The organism is Paenibacillus sp. J22R232 (assembly GCF_056269165.1).
In genome coordinates, this window is record NZ_JBWDNK010000004.1 from 12,152 (window position 1) to 27,869 (window position 15,718).

A 15,718-nucleotide genomic window follows, 5' to 3' on the forward strand; every position below is an offset into this window, starting at 1 on the left:
ATCCACAATGAAAACATAATTATCATAGCAAAAGATCCCTTATATTTCAACGAAATCGCATATTTTATCCACATTCTCAACTGCTTGTGCATAAAAGTTATCTACACCACTACATATTGTTTATATCTTGTTAAGATTTCGACAAAGTTCGTTGTGGCCAGTTGTGGATTGTGCACATGTTATTAGTTTTTGATGAACAGGGGCTTTTCATGCGTTATCCACAGCAGCGATTGCATATATTTTTATCCACCATTTCATGCTGGAGCCGATCATTGACTTTTGGTCGCTAACATGGTTTAATAAAAAAAGCGTTTTTTTAAATATAAGGCGATATAAGTAGCACACTTATGGACATTCTTATATTTCACCGCGAAACGATGCTGCTCCGTCGACATAGACGGCGAGAGCCGTTTACGCTTGATTGGAAACACGCAGTATAGGAGGTGCAGAACGATGAGACCTACATTTAGACCTAATGTAAGCAAACGCGCGAAAGTGCATGGATTCCGCAAACGGATGAGCACGAAGAACGGACGTAAAGTTTTGGCAGCGCGTCGTCAAAGAGGAAGAAAAGTACTGAGCGCATAAGCAGAAGACCACGTCCGGTGGTCTTTTTTTTTTGCTTATGAGGATGAGGAGCGGGGAGCAGGCTGCTTATGCTGCTCACTTGCTGGCGATACTTTAGAAGATCAATGAGGGAACGGTGGCCATCAGTCGTGCATAGAAAATTGCGTCTTCGCAACCGTGAAGACTTCAGCCGGATTTACCGAGGCGGCAAATCGTTTGCGAATGGGCAGTTTGTCGTCTATTGGTCCAAGCAGCCTTCGGCGGATCCTTTTCGCCTTGGCGTTTCCGCAAGTAAAAAAATAGGCAATGCGGTCGTTCGCAATCGGATGCGCCGAATGATCAAAGAGATTGTCCGTCATCAAGCGAATCGGATTGTTCCCAGGACCGACTTCATTCTTATAGTAAGAAAGCCTGCTACGGTAATGAAGATGAAGGAAATGGAGAAGAGCGTGCTGCATGTATTAAAGAAAGCGGGCTTGCTTAAGGGCACTGCAAATACGAAGGAAAAGCGGGCAGAATAGCGTTTTTTTGCCGGCTTGCTTCGCGTGCTCAAATTTCGATCTTTTACGCGGATCAAGAAAGCGGATGCATGGCAGGTCTCGCTGTTTCTTTGTCCCATAAATTATGGTATAGTCTAGAATGAAAATGTAGTATTGTATGAGTTATACAATGCCTGTATTTTGTCTTGAATCACATGCTGCGCCGCAAGGGTACGGACATAGCCGTTAAAGCTTGAAATGTAAGATAGGGTATGAGTGTTTCTTCTATACATAGCTTATGTTTCACTTCGCGACGAGTTTTTCCGAAAAAACGGCTTTTGCCGTTTTACGCTTGATGTAAATGCTCTTAGAGAGGAGTTTTAATGTTGTTGTTTTGGACTAAAAACAAGAAATGGATTTTAGTGCTTGGCCTTGTCATGCTTATGGGTGTGCTTGCAGGCTGCGGCGCACCAACAACCCAGACGACGGAAACCGCTGATTTATTGAAGGGGAACTTCTGGGAGAAAAACGTAGTTTATTATTTTGCAATTACGCTTGATACGTTCGCAGGCTGGTTTAATGAGTCTTACGGACTTGCTATATTGCTCCTGACGATTATTGTAAGAACGTTGATATTGCCATTAACGCTGAAACAATACCGCAGCTCGAAAGCGATGCAAGCTCTGCAGCCACAAATGGCTGAAATTAAGAAAAAACATAAGGATAACCCGCAGAAGCAGCAGGAAGAAACGATGAAGCTGTTTCAAACGCATAAGGTTAATCCAATGGCAGGCTGCTTGCCGCTAATCGTTCAAATGCCGATTTTTATCGCGCTTTATAATTCGATCTACAAAAACCCTGATATTCGTGAGCATACGTTCCTATGGCTGGAGCTCGGAGAGAAGGATCCTTATTACATTCTTCCGATACTCGCCGCTGCTACGACTTTCATTCAATCCAAAATGATGCAGAAGCAGCAAACGCAAACGATGCCGGGCATGGGGATGATGCTGGCGATTTTCCCAGTGCTTATCTTTGTAATGGCGCTTTCGTTCCCGGCAGCTTTGCCTCTATATTGGGTTTACAGCAACATTTACACCATTGTACAAAACTACTTCCTGTATGTTCGTTCATCTGACAAGGGCAAGGAGGTCCCTGCGAAATGAAGAAAATCATTGCATCAGGGAAAACGGTAGAAGATGCTGTACGTAACGGATTAACACAATTGCAAGTCACTGAAGACCGCGTTAAGCAAGTTGTGCTTGAACAGCCGACCAAAGGATTTTTTGGACTGTTCGGTGCAAAAGAAGCGAAAGTTGAGCTTGAGCTAATTCCCGATCCGATGCTGGAAGCGGAGCAGTTTCTCCGTGAAGTAGCAGGTACGATGGGGTTGCAAGTGAACATCGATCGAAAGCAAACGAGAGAAGGCACGCATCTGTCCGTAACGGGCAGTGGCGACCTTGGTATGCTGATTGGACGTCGCGGACAAACGTTGGATGCATTACAGTACTTGGTTAACATTGTGGCAAACCGTTATTCTGACAGTCATTTGCGTATCGTTCTTGATGCAGAGGATTTTCGTGAGCGCCGCCGCAAAACGTTAGCGGATTTATCCGATCGTTTAGCAGGACGAGTCATTCGAACTAGGAAAGAGGTTGTCCTAGAGCCGATGTCGCCGCATGAGCGCAAGGTTATTCATTCGCAGCTTCAAAACCACCCTAAGGTGAAAACATTCAGTAAAGGCGATGAGCCCAACCGGCGCGTCGTCATCGCACTCAGACAATAAGGTTAACCTTATAAATGTATACGAATCAATACGCTATCCACAGCAATGGCTCATAATGGTCATTGCTGTTTTTCCATTTGAGAGGTGCTGACAGCAATGGTACATGATACGATAGCAGCCATTTCGACAGCGGTCGGAGAAGGCGGTATCGCTATAATACGAGTTAGCGGCCCGGAGGCAGTTACTGGGATCGCAACGGTTTTTCGTTCAAAAATTGATCTTAATGATGCCGAATCACATACGCTGCATTATGGGCATATTGTTGATCCGCTATCTGGTGAAAAGGTTGAAGAGGTACTCGTTACGCTTATGCGGGGGCCGCGTTCCTTCACTGCGGAGGATGTTGTTGAAATTAATGCGCATGGCGGCGTTATAGCCGTTAAGAAGGTGCTTGATGTTGTATTGCAACTGCAGGGTTACCGTACGGCTGAGCCGGGGGAGTTCACGAAGCGGGCATTCTTAAACGGACGCATTGATCTCATGCAAGCGGAGGCTGTTATCGATCTGATCAGGTCTAAGTCAGATCGTGCGTTCTCCGTTGCCCGCAAGCAAGCAGAAGGCGTATTATCTAAAAGAATTAAAGCATTGCGACAGACGGTTATTGAGCTGCTTGCCCATATTGAAGTGAATATCGATTATCCGGAGCATGACGTGGAGGAAATGACGAATGCTTTTATTCGTGACCAATGCGATTCTGCTATTAATGAAATAGATCGTTTGTTAAAAACGGCGAATGAAGGCAAGATATTACGGGAAGGGATCGTAACCGCTATTGTAGGACGGCCCAATGTCGGCAAGTCTTCGCTGATGAATGTGCTGACTCAGGAGAATAAGGCGATTGTTACCGATATTCCAGGAACGACGCGCGACGTCATTGAGCAATTTGTAGCACTTAATGGCATACCGCTTCGGTTGCTTGATACTGCCGGTATCCGTGAAACGACAGATGTAGTTGAACGTATCGGTGTCGAGCGTTCACGCAATGCGCTGGAAGAGGCCGATCTAATTCTGCTTGTGCTTAACTATAATGAGCCGTTGCAATTGGATGATCGAGAGCTTTTGCTGCAAATGAAGGATCGTCCGGTCATTGCGATCATTAATAAGACTGACTTGCCGCGTCAATTAGAAATTGAGGTGGTGGAGGAGTCGATTGCTGCCGATTCCATCGTGAAAATGTCGGTTCTTGAGGAAGACGGTCTCGACCGTTTGGAAAAAACGATAAGTGAAATGTTTTTCGAAGGGCAGCTCGAATCAGGGGATTTGACCTATGTGAGCAATGTTCGACATATCGCATTATTGAAACGTGCAAAGCAATCGCTAGTCGATGCTATCGATGCTTCAGATTCCGGTATACCGATTGACCTCATTCAAATTGATGCTCGATCGGCTTGGGAATCACTAGGTGAGATTCTAGGCGATGAAGCTGGCGACTCGTTGATTGATCAAATATTTTCGCAGTTCTGCTTAGGAAAGTAAATGCCGTCAGTCGCTTTTATATACGTAAGATAATAGGTTAGGTTGAGCCGCGAATTTTCTATGGAAACGGTGCGCTCACCCCTAGGAAGCAGGTTTTCATGAAAACCTGGAGGAGGGTAATAGGACAATGAGATATCTAGCTGGTGAATATGATGTTATCGTTATTGGCGCGGGCCATGCAGGCTGTGAGGCTGCACTTGCCGCTGCGCGTATGGGTTGTGAGACACTGCTGCTCACGATTAACTTAGACATGGTCGCGTTTATGCCTTGTAACCCATCAATTGGCGGTCCGGCAAAAGGGCATGTCGTTCGGGAAATCGATGCGTTAGGCGGAGAAATGGGCCGAAATATCGACAAAACCTTTATACAAATGAGAATGCTTAATACGGGTAAAGGGCCAGCGGTTCATGCCTTGCGTGCGCAAGCTGATAAATTTGATTATCAGCATGTAATGAAGAAAACAATTGAAGAAACGCCTCATTTGACGCTGCGTCAGGGAATGGCAGAAGAGCTTATCGTTGAGGATGGCAAATGCTTGGGTATCGTTACGAAAACAGGTGCAGAGTATCGCGCCCGCACAACGGTAGTGACTACAGGTACGTATTTGCGCGGTAAAATCATTATGGGTGAGCTGATGTATGAAAGTGGTCCTAACAATCAACAGCCGTCGGTTCGGTTGTCTGCTAGCTTGAAGGAGCATGGGCTTGAGCTTGTTCGTTTCAAGACGGGCACGCCTCCGCGTGTTCATAAAGATTCTATTGATTTCTCGAAAACCGAAATCCAACCAGGTGATGATAAACCAAAGTTTTTCTCGCATGAGACAGAGTCTTCGACGAACGAGCAGCTGCCTTGCTGGTTAACGTATACATCCGAAGCGACGCATAAAATCATTAACGACAACTTGCATCGCGCTCCGATGTTTTCTGGTGCCATTGAAGGTACGGGGCCGCGCTACTGTCCTTCTATTGAGGATAAGATTGTTCGCTTCGCGGATAAGCCTAAGCATCAAATCTTTTTGGAGCCGGAAGGTAAGAATACTTCTGAATATTACGTGCAAGGTTTATCGACCAGTATGCCAGAAGATGTACAACTCGGCATTTTACGATCAATCCCAGGTTTGGAAAAGGTTGAGATGATGCGCAATGGCTATGCCATTGAGTATGATGCCGTTGTTCCAACTCAGCTTTGGCCGTCCTTGGAAACAAAGGTGATCAATGGTTTGTTTACAGCCGGTCAAATTAATGGAACATCGGGCTATGAGGAAGCAGCCGGCCAAGGCGTTATGGCAGGCATCAACGCAGCTCGCAAGGTGCAAGGGAAAGATCCGATTATTATTGGCCGCTCTGAAGGCTACATTGGTGTAATGATTGATGATTTGGTTACGAAAGGAACGAACGATCCATATCGTTTGCTTACTTCACGAGCAGAATATCGTTTGCTGCTCCGCCATGACAATGCAGATTTGCGTTTGACACCAACAGGGCATGAAATTGGCCTTATTTCCGACGAAAGATATAGCAAGTTTTTAAGGAAAAAAGAATTGGTTGAAATAGATATTGAGCGTTTGCGTGGGACAAAGGTTAAACCTGATCATGTGAATGCAATGCTTATAGCTGCAGGAACTGCTCCAATGGAGCACGGTACGGATGCCCTTTCGTTGCTTAGACGTCCTGAGATTACTTATGCCATGCTGGAGACTGTAGTACCTTCCGTTCCAGAAATGAATGAGGAAATGAAAGAGCAAGTTGAAATTCAAATCAAGTACGCTGGATATATCGAGAAGCAGCTTGTACAAGTGGCACGATTGAACAAAATGGAGAAAAAGCGAATTCCGGATGATATTGATTACAATGAAGTTCGCAGCTTGGCTTCTGAAGCCAAACAAAAGTTGTCCTTGATAAGGCCGTTGTCTATTGGGCAGGCTTCGCGTATTGCGGGCGTAACACCAGCCGATATTTCCATTCTACTTGTACATCTAGAGCACTATAACCGTGTAACGGCAGCGAGAGGTTCATAATATGGATGAGACAATACAGTGGTTTACAAAAAGGATGGAGGAGAGCGGGATACCGCTTTCTTCCACCCAGCTTGATCAATTCGAGCTATACTTCCGGTTGCTAGTAGAATGGAACGAAAAAATGAATTTAACAGGCATTACGGAAAGAGATGCGGTTTATGAAAAGCATTTCTATGATTCGGTAACTCTTTCCTTTTACACTAAAATGGATAGCGTGCGCAGGCTTGCTGATATTGGATCAGGAGCGGGGTTCCCAAGCATTCCTCTTAAAATTTGCTTTCCGCATCTTCAAGTTATGATTGTGGATTCTTTAAATAAACGTATTCAGTTTCTTACGCATTTAACGGAGCAGCTTGGTTTGAAAGATGTGTTATGTTTACATGGCCGAGCTGAGGATGTAGCACAACTGCAAGCACATCGTGATAGTTATGATTTGGTAACAGCAAGAGCAGTAGCGCGACTGAATGTTTTAAACGAGTTTTGTTTGCCCTTCGTCAAAAAAGGCGGCATATTTGCGGCCATGAAAGGTTCGCAATCGGATGAGGAAGTTGGCGAAGCAGCATTTAGCCTAAAAGAGCTTAAAGGGAAAATCAAATCACAACATCAGCTCTCGCTCCCCAATGAGCAATCAGAACGCCATATTATATTAATTCAAAAGCTTGATAGCACACCACGCAAATATCCAAGAAAAGCGGGAACCCCAATAAAGCAGCCGCTTTTGTAGAAAACATGAATTGTTCCACGTGAAACATGTTATGTTTTTATCGCCATATTTATACAACATTTATTCATTCGTCGCTGTGTCAAGCAGGAGAACGCTCAGCCATAGTCGAATTTATAAATTAGATGAAGAGACTGGACGATACCGTAAGACCGCGAATAATGAGCCGCATTCTTAGAATGGGCAGCAGTTCGGGAAGCGGGTAAATATAAACATGGTATATCAACGTTAAGACATACATGATTATATTGGAAAGACGCCTCTCCTATCATTTCCGAATGAATTTTGTTATGGATGTTCGCCGTGCAGTTGACGATTATTACCTGAGATAGGTTCAAGCAACCTTAATAATCCAATTGGCAATGAACCAATCTTACTGCTGAAGCGTATTTATTGCAAAAACCTTGTGAGGGCACTTTAATTGAATAACAGTATAAATGTAGAAGTAATTTGTACATTGATGCTGTATTTGTTGTGAAACGCATGGTTTCCATGATAGTTATGGGGAAAATGGTTTCATTTGAAGTGGCTAAAACTAGGTTTATCTCATGATCGGGTGGTAATTATCGATATGAAAGAACAATTTTCTCGATTGTTCGGCCTGTCCGAGCAGCGCATACCGCAAGAAGAAGTTCGGCAAATACCGATTCAAGAAATTGATCCGAGTCCTTTTCAGCCTCGTACGATATTTGATGACGAACGAATTGAAGAGTTATGCCAAACGATTAAAACCCACGGTGTTATTCAGCCAATCGTAGTAAGAATGCGTAATGGCAGATATGAAATCATTGCGGGGGAGCGTCGTTGGCGTGCAGTTACCAAGCTCGGATATGATACAATACCGGGCATTGTGCGTGAATTCAATGATTCACAGACTGCTTCTATTGCTTTAATTGAAAATCTTCAAAGAGAAGGACTTTCAGCTATAGAAGAAGCGATTGCTTATCAAAAGCTAATCGAGCTTCATCAGCTAACGCAAGAAAGCCTTGCACAGCGATTGGGTAAAAGCCAATCGACAATTGCAAATAAATTGCGATTATTAATGCTCAATGATACGATAAAGATGGCATTGATGGAGCGCAAGATTACAGAACGACATGCCCGTGCTTTGTTATCATTGGATACGGAAGAATTGCAGCTAAAAGTATTAGAAGAAATTATAACCAAGGATCTTAATGTTAAACAGACAGAGGTTAGAATAGCGTTCTTGAAGGAATCAACGAAATTAAAAAAAGCGAAACGTATTTCATTTACGAAGGATGTTCGTTTGGCTTTAAATACAATTCGTCAATCCATCGAGATGGTATCTGGCTCTGGCTTACAGATCAAAACGAATGAAAAGGATCACGACGATCATTATGAGATCGTTATTCAGATTCCTAAACGATAAAATATAGGTGGCTGCTGCCATTATTCTCTTTTCTTTGTGCCGCCCTCTGCGAGGGCGGCGAAGCCATTTGTAGCTAATGAAACTGAATTAATACCATTTATAAAGACGTCTTCTTAAGAGAGGGCTTTATTACAAGAAGCAAATAGCAATGCAGAATTAATACTATTTCTAACTTTTTTTAACTTCAAGATGCTGCACATAATAGCTGTACACATAGAGGTGAGCCGGTTTTGTCGAAAATTATAGCAATAGCCAATCAAAAGGGCGGTGTCGGAAAAACGACAACGTCTGTCAATTTAGCTGCTTGTCTTGCATCACTCGGAAGAAAAGTGCTGTTAGTCGATATCGATCCACAGGGGAATACAACGAGTGGATTAGGTATCAACAAGGGTGATGTAACGAATTGTATTTATGATGTGCTTATTAATGATGTCCATCCTAAAGATGCGATGTTTGAAACGAGTGTTCCAGGATTGAAGATCATTCCAGCAACGATTCAATTGGCAGGAGCCGAGATTGAGCTTGTCCCAACGATTTCGCGCGAGCTTCGTTTGAAAAAATCACTTCATTTGGTCAAGGATGATTTTGACTACGTTCTCATTGATTGTCCTCCGTCACTTGGTATTCTTACGATTAACTCACTTACAGCCGCGGATTCTGTCCTTATCCCAATCCAATGCGAATACTATGCACTAGAAGGCTTGAGCCAATTGTTAAACACAGTAAGACTTGTACAAAAACACTTGAATACTTCACTTCAAATTGAAGGAGTCCTTCTAACAATGCTTGATGCTAGGACGAATTTGGGCATTCAAGTTATTGAAGAAGTTAAGAAATACTTTCAACAGAAGGTATATCAAACGATTATCCCTCGTAACGTTCGTTTAAGTGAGGCACCATCGCATGGACAAGCAATAATCACATATGATCCACGTTCTAAAGGTGCGGAAGTTTATACTGAACTCGCAAAGGAAGTGATTATGTATGAGCAAGCGGCTAGGTAGAGGGCTGGATGCGCTTATCCCATCGCTTTCTGTGAATGATGACGATAAAGTTATTGAAATTTCTTTGACGCAGCTTAGACCAAATCCTTATCAGCCAAGAAAAACGTTCGATGAGGATTCTATTAAAGAGTTGGCGGAATCCATTAAGCAGCACGGTATTATCCAGCCTATTATTGTTCGGACTGTTCTGAAAGGCTACGAAATTATAGCTGGTGAAAGACGATTCAGAGCATCGCAATATTGCGGTAACAAGACGATACCGGCAGTGGTTAGATCCTTTACTGATCAACAGGTTATGGAAATTGCATTGATTGAAAATCTTCAACGCGAGGATTTAAATGCAATTGAAGTTGCCGTAGCCTATCAAGCACTTATTGATAAGTTCAAGCTTACGCAAGAGGAGCTTTCCATGAAGGTTGGAAAGTCGCGCTCGCATATTGCAAACTTTGTTAGATTGCTTTCCCTTCCTATAGAGATTAAAGATAATGTTTCACGTGGAACAATTTCGATGGGGCATGCTAGGGCATTGGTTGGAATAAAGGATAATAAGACTCAAAAAGAGCTTGCCGACTTGACCGTGTCGCAGGAGTGGAGTGTTCGAGAGTTGGAAGAGGCCATTCAAAAGCTTGATTCGAAGCAGGCCGAGGATACGGTAGCCAAGCCAAATCAACGCAAACGTGACCCTTACATCGATCATCTTGAAGAGTCATTGCGTGAACGTTTTAAGACAACGGTGAAAATTAAGCAACAAAAAGATAAGGGTAAAATAGAGCTTCAATATTACAGTAAACAAGATTTGGAAAGACTGCTTGAATTGCTTCAATATATGGCATAGAGCCTATTAAACAATGGCATACCTAAGTTGTAATCTTGCTTTTGAAAGATTAAACTAAGGTATGCCATTGTTGTGGAGAGACAGCTTGAAAGGATGCGGAATTGTGGTTAATAAAGAGAAGCCTATCATATATTTGGATCATGCAGCGACTTCATGGCCAAAACCACCTGAAGTAACAGACGCAGTGATTCAAGCAATGTTGAACGATGCAGCTAATCCTGGCAGAGGAAGCCATGCGATGGCAGTACGGGCAAGTCGGATATTGTTCGATACACGCAAGCATTTAGCAAAGCTTTTTAACATAAAAAATCCAAATGATATAGCATTCACTTCGAATACGACGATGTCACTTAATATGGCCATAAAAGGGTATCTTAAACCAGGTGACCACGTCATAACAACTTCCGTTGAGCATAACTCTGTGAGAAGGCCTTTATATTATTTGGAACAGACAAGTGGTATCGAGGTTACTTATTTAGAGTCAGATGAGCAAGGGAATTTAGCTATTGATGCGGTTGCTAAAGCCATACGCCCGCAAACCACACTTATCGTTGTCAACCATAGCTCCAATCTGCTTGGAACGATAATGCCGGTTGCAGCTATAGCAGAGTTAACCAAAAAGCACGGCATAAAACTTCTTGTAGACGCAGCACAAAGCGCAGGTATCATCCCAATAGATGTTAAAGCAATGGGCATTGATATGCTAGCATTCCCAGGGCATAAGGGACTGTTGGGGCCACAGGGCACAGGAGGGTTGTACATCGATCCTGAGCTTGAATTAGTACCATTGCTGCATGGTGGCACTGGGAGCCAATCTGAGGCGCTTGAGCAGCCTTTAGTGAGGCCGGATCGTTATGAGGCAGGCACGCAAAATACGCCAGGTATTGCAGGCCTAAAGGCCGGAGTACAGTATGTGCTGAATGAGACAGTTCAGAAAATCCATACTAAGGAATGGGCATTGTCGCAAAGGCTAATGGAAGGGCTTAAGCTGATTAATGAGGTTAAGTTGCTGGGGCCGGAACTAGGGGAACAGCGTACTGGAATAGTGGCTTTTAATGTGAATGGGGTAGATCCGTCAGAGCTTTCCTTTATACTGGATCAGCATTATCATATTGCCGTGCGAGCTGGCTTTCACTGTACACCGCTCGCACATGCATGCGCAGGTACGACTGAGACGGGAGCAATTCGGGCTAGCGTAGGTGTGTATACAACGAACGAGGAAGTTGATGCTTTATCAACTGCCATTAAGGAAATCGCAAAACAGTACAAAGCATAGCAATGATTGTGGGGGGCGGATTAACAACGATGGAAGACTGGACGACAAATCCGATGAATGCTGTAACAGTAGGAATCGCTTTATTGGTTATCATATTATTCGTATGGATAGCAGTTGTTGGCGGGCGGCTGAAAAAGCTGCGAAAGCAATATACAGCGGTCATGGGGAACACAGGCGTAACGAATATGGAGGAAATCATCATTCAGCTTAAAGAAGGGCTTGCTGAGCAGCAACAGGCCAATATTGCGTTAAAAGTACAATTGGCAGACGTCCAAGCGGCGCTTCCGCTTCAAAAGAGTAAAGTAGGTATTGTGCGATACAATGCTTTTGCCGAGCAAGGAAGCGATCTTAGCTTTTCCATTGCTATTATTAATCAGGAAAAAGACGGAGCTATTTTTTCAGGCATCCATAGCAGAGAAAACACGTACGTGTATGCGAAACCGGTGGAAAAAGGCGAGTCAACCTATCCATTGACCCCGGAAGAACGTAAGGCAATTCAAGAAGCCAAATAAATCAGGAATGCAATACAAGCTAGATCGTATCGGATGCAGCCGTTTGCTCAAGTGCAATGCCGGTGGAAAGATGCGCATGATTCGCAATAGCTGTAAACAGGCTAAGAGAAATGATGTCCGACATCTTCATCACGAGATGCAATCTGGTGTTTTGCAGGACGAAGTACTCCATAAACCCGCCAACGTTTACGATACCGGTAATGTGAACGTCGCCAACCGGAGGAAGATCCTTGTTGACTCCAGCGCCAGGGCGAACAGGGCCGACCCCGACTTGAATGCTGCCAACACTGGCAACCTGACCTAAGCAAGCATCAATGCCAATGACAAATGGCTTATGATAGCGTCGATTAATTTCGATGAGCGTATCATCCAAATTCATAGCATGAACGGGGTTCTCTAATGTCCCGAATAAAGAAAAATGAGGGCTCCGGTATTTCGATAAGTTAGTTCCAATTAACGGTCCTAATGAGTCGCCGGTGGAACGGTCGGTACCTATGCATACAACAACAATAGGGCGGTTATCGGCGAGCTCATCCAGCATGGCGGTTAGACGGTTGACCAGCATGCCAATAACGTTCGCAGTCGTGTAGGGCACCTTCAAAGGCGTTTCTTTGATAAATGAAAGTTTCATAGAATCCCTCCGATAATACCGATATGTTACTAGTATATGGATAGGACAACCATTTTATACGTCAGATAGTTTTGATATTTATTATGTATAGCTGATCGTAAATCCAACAAAATGGAGGTCTTGCACGTGTTAATTGCGTTCGATTCGACGCAGCAGGCGTTGCGTGCTGAGATGCTGCTTGAGTATGCAGAGATTGAAATTGATATTTGTCCTACTCCCAAGGAAATCACAGCCGGCTGCGCGTTGTCCATTCACTTTCCTGAAGAGGATTTAACGATGGTGAAGGATGTCATTGTCCAAGAAAACGTAGAAGTTAGAGGCATATTCAAACCGGTTGATACTGGTTATGAGCAAATTGAAATGTGAACGGTAATAGGCATGCGAAGGAGGTTAGGGGATGTCAATCAACGAACGGTATAATAAGGTTGTCGCATGGTTGACAGATAACGAATTGTGGGAGGCCTTCGGAAGCTCGGCGCTGCGAATCATTATGTTCCTCGCTATAGGCCGACTTGTCGTATGGATCATACATAAAACCATTGATCGCGTTATCTTAGAGCGTGAGAGCAAGAGACCAGCAAATCATACAAGACGAATGACTACGGTAGGCAAGCTAATGAAAAACGTGGCCTCGTATGTCGTTTATTTTATTACGGTAATGCTTGTGCTGTCAGAGTTCGGTATTAATCTCGGGCCGCTGCTCGCAGGAGCCGGCGTTCTCGGCCTTGCAATCGGGTTTGGCGCGCAAAGCTTGGTGAAGGATATCATTACTGGCTTTTTTATCGTGCTGGAAGATCAGTTCGCTGTTGGCGATGTCATTCAAACAGGGCAGTTCAAAGGAACGGTTGAGGTTATCGGCCTGCGCACGACACGCATACAAAGCTGGACGGGAGAAGTACATATTGTTCCGAATGGAATGATTAATGAAGTGACTAACTTCTCGATAAATAATAGTATAGCGGTAATTGATATTTCGATTGCATTTGAGGAAGAGGTCGACCGGGCACTTGAAGTTATCCGTCATACGATGATTACGATGCAGGACGAGAATCTGATCAATGCGCCGGAGGTGCTCGGTATTCAAACGATCGCGCCGACAGGGGTAACGATACGGGTTGTAGCTGAATGCAGGCCGAATACGCATCCCATAGTTTCGCGCAAGCTCAATATGGTGATCAAGAAGTCGCTGGATGCAAACGGAATTGAAATTCCTTACCCAAGAATGGTAACCTATCAGCGCAATGAAAAAGGGGGCGTCAAAGATGGAGCGTAAGCAGTTTGAGCTGGGAGACGTTGTTCAAATGAAAAAACAGCATCCTTGCGGCTCTAATGAAATGGAAATTATACGCATGGGGATGGATATTCGCATCAAATGCGTAGGTTGCAAGCACAGTGTGCTGATTCCCAGAGCAAAGTTCGAGAAAAATATGAAGAAGGTTCTCCGTTCCAATGCATCTGCGGAAGGAATGTCGGACTCGCAATAATAAAAGCATTATTTGAAGAAAGCACTTGCAGGAAGACAAGCTGTGTGATACAATAATTTTTACATGCGGAGAGGTACCCAAGAGGCCCAAGGGGGCTGACTCGAAATCAGCTAGGCGGGTCAAACCGTGCGTGGGTTCGAATCCCACCTTCTCCGCCATAAACAAACAGTCAAACGATTCGGTTGCCGAATCGTTTTTTTTATATTTTATGCTAGGAGGTCCTTCCAATGAGTACACCTAAGCTGCCTTTGACAGATGACGAACGCAAGCATTTGAGGAATGCAAAAGTGAAGCTAATCGAAGTGAAAGGCTTTTCCGAAGCTGAGCTTTGCATGATCATGCAAATACCGCAAGAAAGGGCCGCGTATATACGGGCTCTAGCACATTTTCAAAACGTGCCTTCAATCGGGCCGAGTCTTGCTCAAAACCTATATGAGCTTGGTTTTTATACATTGGAAGAAATTAAAAGCAGCGGAGAGAGTGGTGCCCAGCTTGTAGAACGGCTAGAGCGGCTCCATGGGGTATGGATGGACCCCTGCGTAGAAGACGTGATGAGGCTTGCCGTTCATCATGCCAACCATCCTGGCAGCGATAAGCAGTGGTGGGACTTCACTGCGGAGCGGAAGTTATACAGAGCAGAGCAGGGATATCCAGATAATCGGCCGAGCAAAGCTTGGCATGATTAATGGGTTATGAAATGACAGGATCGCTTATAAATGAGGCTGAAGCTGAGGTAGTAGCTGGCAATGAAAAGAGGGCTCTCGCGAGCCCTCTTATTGACGGTGTTGAATGGTTGAGTCGATTCATAAACACGACAAGTATTTGAAACATGGAAAGATTCATTCGTCAATTGGAGAAAATTAGCCAAAGCCTCATTTATTCCTTTTGAGCACAATGCCGCAATTCCGTTTGAACGGTTGCTTGCAGCGATGCTCGAATGCATGTGCATGAGAGACAAGTGTCTTTGGCACAATCCTCCGCTTCAATGCTGCGTGAAAGACCTTCTCTTAAGGCTGCATGCACAGCTTAGGTTTTCACCTAAAGGCTGCAAATGTTCATGAGCGAAACAAGAGCTGATCCGCGGATGGCGGGTACAGCCGTTAACGCTTTTTGCCAGAATGGTCCAACGGAACCACACCTCTCTTACACCGTCGAATTATAGAATACCCCAAGCTTTTCTGTTCTATACAGTGAGATGAACGGCAATTAGTGGCCCATTCGTTTCCATTTGCGCTCATGGTTACTTGTATCAGGGAAACGCTGCCCTTTATTCAAGGTTACTTTTTTGGGATTTTGAATGCCCATGTGAAAGGAATTCACTCCATCCTCGATGTAAGTGCCGTCGTTCGGTGCTTTGTCCCCCGGAGAGAACATGGTACCTTCACCTATTAGGATCATCCTCCATATACATAGTATTTGCACGGTAAGATCGATGGTTCATATCTACCCGCTGGGATAGTATCTGCATTAAAGCCCGATTGCATAAGTAGCAGATAACGGCTATAAACATACAAATGGAACACGCCTGTTAAAATCGCTT

General features: G+C 44.2%; 18 protein-coding genes and 1 tRNA gene. 17 read left to right on the forward strand and 2 right to left on the reverse strand.

Features of this window, described 5'->3' with window-relative positions; translation table 11 throughout:
- The first annotated feature begins 453 nt into the window (after nt 1-453).
- The 12 genes from rpmH to AC0YN3_RS13990 all read left to right on the forward strand — a co-directional run bounded on the left by rpmH (nt 454) and on the right by AC0YN3_RS13990 (nt 12,063).
- A complete protein-coding gene (rpmH, locus tag AC0YN3_RS13935; RefSeq protein WP_054025773.1) occupies nt 454-588 on the forward strand; it encodes a 50S ribosomal protein L34 in 135 nt (44 codons plus the stop codon).
- 128 nt (nt 589-716) lie between these two features.
- Entirely contained in the window at nt 717-1,088 is a 372-nt protein-coding gene (gene rnpA, locus AC0YN3_RS13940; RefSeq protein WP_475775650.1) for a ribonuclease P protein component, read from the forward strand.
- Nucleotides 1,089-1,429: 341 nt separating this feature from the next.
- Nucleotides 1,430-2,212 carry a YidC/Oxa1 family membrane protein insertase gene (locus AC0YN3_RS13945; RefSeq protein WP_183563445.1) on the forward strand — a complete coding sequence of 261 codons (783 nt, stop codon included), beginning with the start codon at nt 1,430-1,432 and terminating at the stop codon, nt 2,210-2,212.
- Nucleotides 2,209-2,832 carry an RNA-binding cell elongation regulator Jag/EloR gene (jag, locus tag AC0YN3_RS13950; protein ID WP_138754024.1) on the forward strand — a complete coding sequence of 208 codons (624 nt, stop codon included), beginning with the start codon at nt 2,209-2,211 and terminating at the stop codon, nt 2,830-2,832. The genes AC0YN3_RS13945 and jag overlap by 4 nt, the downstream gene beginning before the upstream one ends.
- Before the next feature lie 96 nt (nt 2,833-2,928).
- Entirely contained in the window at nt 2,929-4,308 is a 1,380-nt protein-coding gene (gene mnmE / locus AC0YN3_RS13955; protein WP_475775651.1) for a tRNA uridine-5-carboxymethylaminomethyl(34) synthesis GTPase MnmE, read from the forward strand.
- A gap of 127 nt (nt 4,309-4,435) precedes the next feature.
- Nucleotides 4,436-6,325 (forward strand): tRNA uridine-5-carboxymethylaminomethyl(34) synthesis enzyme MnmG, encoded by a 1,890-nt coding sequence (mnmG, locus tag AC0YN3_RS13960; RefSeq protein WP_475775652.1) that lies wholly within the window; start codon nt 4,436-4,438, stop codon nt 6,323-6,325.
- Nucleotide 6,326: 1 nt separating this feature from the next.
- A complete protein-coding gene (rsmG, locus tag AC0YN3_RS13965) occupies nt 6,327-7,049 on the forward strand; it encodes a 16S rRNA (guanine(527)-N(7))-methyltransferase RsmG (protein ID WP_475775653.1) in 723 nt (240 codons plus the stop codon).
- Nucleotides 7,050-7,617: 568 nt separating this feature from the next.
- Nucleotides 7,618-8,436, forward strand: coding sequence for a nucleoid occlusion protein (noc, locus tag AC0YN3_RS13970; RefSeq protein WP_183563434.1), 819 nt, complete (start codon nt 7,618-7,620; stop codon nt 8,434-8,436).
- A gap of 230 nt (nt 8,437-8,666) precedes the next feature.
- Entirely contained in the window at nt 8,667-9,440 is a 774-nt protein-coding gene (locus tag AC0YN3_RS13975) for a ParA family protein (protein WP_475775654.1), read from the forward strand.
- Nucleotides 9,421-10,275 (forward strand): ParB/RepB/Spo0J family partition protein, encoded by an 855-nt coding sequence (locus AC0YN3_RS13980; protein WP_475775655.1) that lies wholly within the window; start codon nt 9,421-9,423, stop codon nt 10,273-10,275. Before AC0YN3_RS13975 ends, AC0YN3_RS13980 begins: the two co-directional genes overlap by 20 nt.
- A gap of 103 nt (nt 10,276-10,378) precedes the next feature.
- Nucleotides 10,379-11,551: an aminotransferase class V-fold PLP-dependent enzyme gene (locus AC0YN3_RS13985; RefSeq protein WP_475775656.1), complete on the forward strand. Its 1,173-nt coding sequence runs from the start codon at nt 10,379-10,381 to the stop codon at nt 11,549-11,551.
- A 29-nt stretch (nt 11,552-11,580) separates the two neighbouring features.
- Nucleotides 11,581-12,063, forward strand: a complete 483-nt coding sequence (locus AC0YN3_RS13990; RefSeq protein WP_475775657.1) for a DUF4446 family protein — start codon at nt 11,581-11,583, stop codon at nt 12,061-12,063.
- A 19-nt stretch (nt 12,064-12,082) separates the two neighbouring features.
- Here the strand turns inward: AC0YN3_RS13990 and yyaC are convergent, their stop codons facing one another.
- Complete coding sequence (yyaC, locus tag AC0YN3_RS13995; RefSeq protein ID WP_475775658.1) at nt 12,083-12,694, reverse strand: spore protease YyaC; 612 nt, start codon at nt 12,692-12,694, stop codon at nt 12,083-12,085.
- 111 nt (nt 12,695-12,805) lie between these two features.
- Here yyaC and AC0YN3_RS14000 point away from each other — a divergent pair, with 111 nt between their 5' ends.
- From AC0YN3_RS14000 to AC0YN3_RS14020, 5 genes are all read left to right on the forward strand, one after another.
- Entirely contained in the window at nt 12,806-13,060 is a 255-nt protein-coding gene (locus tag AC0YN3_RS14000; RefSeq protein WP_475775659.1) for a putative Se/S carrier protein, read from the forward strand.
- A gap of 31 nt (nt 13,061-13,091) precedes the next feature.
- Nucleotides 13,092-13,967 carry a mechanosensitive ion channel family protein gene (locus AC0YN3_RS14005; protein WP_475775660.1) on the forward strand — a complete coding sequence of 292 codons (876 nt, stop codon included), beginning with the start codon at nt 13,092-13,094 and terminating at the stop codon, nt 13,965-13,967.
- Entirely contained in the window at nt 13,957-14,178 is a 222-nt protein-coding gene (locus tag AC0YN3_RS14010; protein WP_183563410.1) for a DUF951 domain-containing protein, read from the forward strand. The genes AC0YN3_RS14005 and AC0YN3_RS14010 overlap by 11 nt, the downstream gene beginning before the upstream one ends.
- Nucleotides 14,179-14,245: 67 nt before the next feature.
- Nucleotides 14,246-14,336: transfer RNA gene (locus AC0YN3_RS14015), tRNA-Ser, on the forward strand.
- A 69-nt stretch (nt 14,337-14,405) separates the two neighbouring features.
- Nucleotides 14,406-14,864 carry a helix-hairpin-helix domain-containing protein gene (locus AC0YN3_RS14020; protein WP_475775661.1) on the forward strand — a complete coding sequence of 153 codons (459 nt, stop codon included), beginning with the start codon at nt 14,406-14,408 and terminating at the stop codon, nt 14,862-14,864.
- Between the two features lie 520 nt (nt 14,865-15,384).
- On the opposite strand, the gene AC0YN3_RS14025 is transcribed toward AC0YN3_RS14020, so the two are convergent.
- Complete coding sequence (locus AC0YN3_RS14025) at nt 15,385-15,567, reverse strand: YjzC family protein (RefSeq protein ID WP_183563404.1); 183 nt, start codon at nt 15,565-15,567, stop codon at nt 15,385-15,387.
- Nucleotides 15,568-15,718: the final 151 nt, after the last annotated feature.

Bases quoted from the DNA above. Each gene is read 5' to 3' on its own strand.
- rpmH (WP_054025773.1), top strand. From the start codon at position 454: ATGAGACCTACATTTAGACCTAATGTAAGCAAACGCGCGAAAGTGCAT.
- AC0YN3_RS13945 (WP_183563445.1), top strand. From the start codon at position 1,430: ATGTTGTTGTTTTGGACTAAAAACAAGAAATGGATTTTAGTGCTTGGC.
- jag (WP_138754024.1), top strand. From the start codon at position 2,209: ATGAAGAAAATCATTGCATCAGGGAAAACGGTAGAAGATGCTGTACGT.
- mnmE (WP_475775651.1), top strand. From the start codon at position 2,929: ATGGTACATGATACGATAGCAGCCATTTCGACAGCGGTCGGAGAAGGC.
- mnmG (WP_475775652.1), top strand. From the start codon at position 4,436: ATGAGATATCTAGCTGGTGAATATGATGTTATCGTTATTGGCGCGGGC.
- rsmG (WP_475775653.1), top strand. From the start codon at position 6,327: ATGGATGAGACAATACAGTGGTTTACAAAAAGGATGGAGGAGAGCGGG.
- noc (WP_183563434.1), top strand. From the start codon at position 7,618: ATGAAAGAACAATTTTCTCGATTGTTCGGCCTGTCCGAGCAGCGCATA.
- AC0YN3_RS13980 (WP_475775655.1), top strand. From the start codon at position 9,421: ATGAGCAAGCGGCTAGGTAGAGGGCTGGATGCGCTTATCCCATCGCTT.
- AC0YN3_RS13990 (WP_475775657.1), top strand. From the start codon at position 11,581: ATGGAAGACTGGACGACAAATCCGATGAATGCTGTAACAGTAGGAATC.
- yyaC (WP_475775658.1), bottom strand. From the start codon at position 12,694: ATGAAACTTTCATTTATCAAAGAAACGCCTTTGAAGGTGCCCTACACG.
- AC0YN3_RS14000 (WP_475775659.1), top strand. From the start codon at position 12,806: ATGGAGGTCTTGCACGTGTTAATTGCGTTCGATTCGACGCAGCAGGCG.
- AC0YN3_RS14005 (WP_475775660.1), top strand. From the start codon at position 13,092: ATGTCAATCAACGAACGGTATAATAAGGTTGTCGCATGGTTGACAGAT.
- AC0YN3_RS14010 (WP_183563410.1), top strand. From the start codon at position 13,957: ATGGAGCGTAAGCAGTTTGAGCTGGGAGACGTTGTTCAAATGAAAAAA.
- AC0YN3_RS14020 (WP_475775661.1), top strand. From the start codon at position 14,406: ATGAGTACACCTAAGCTGCCTTTGACAGATGACGAACGCAAGCATTTG.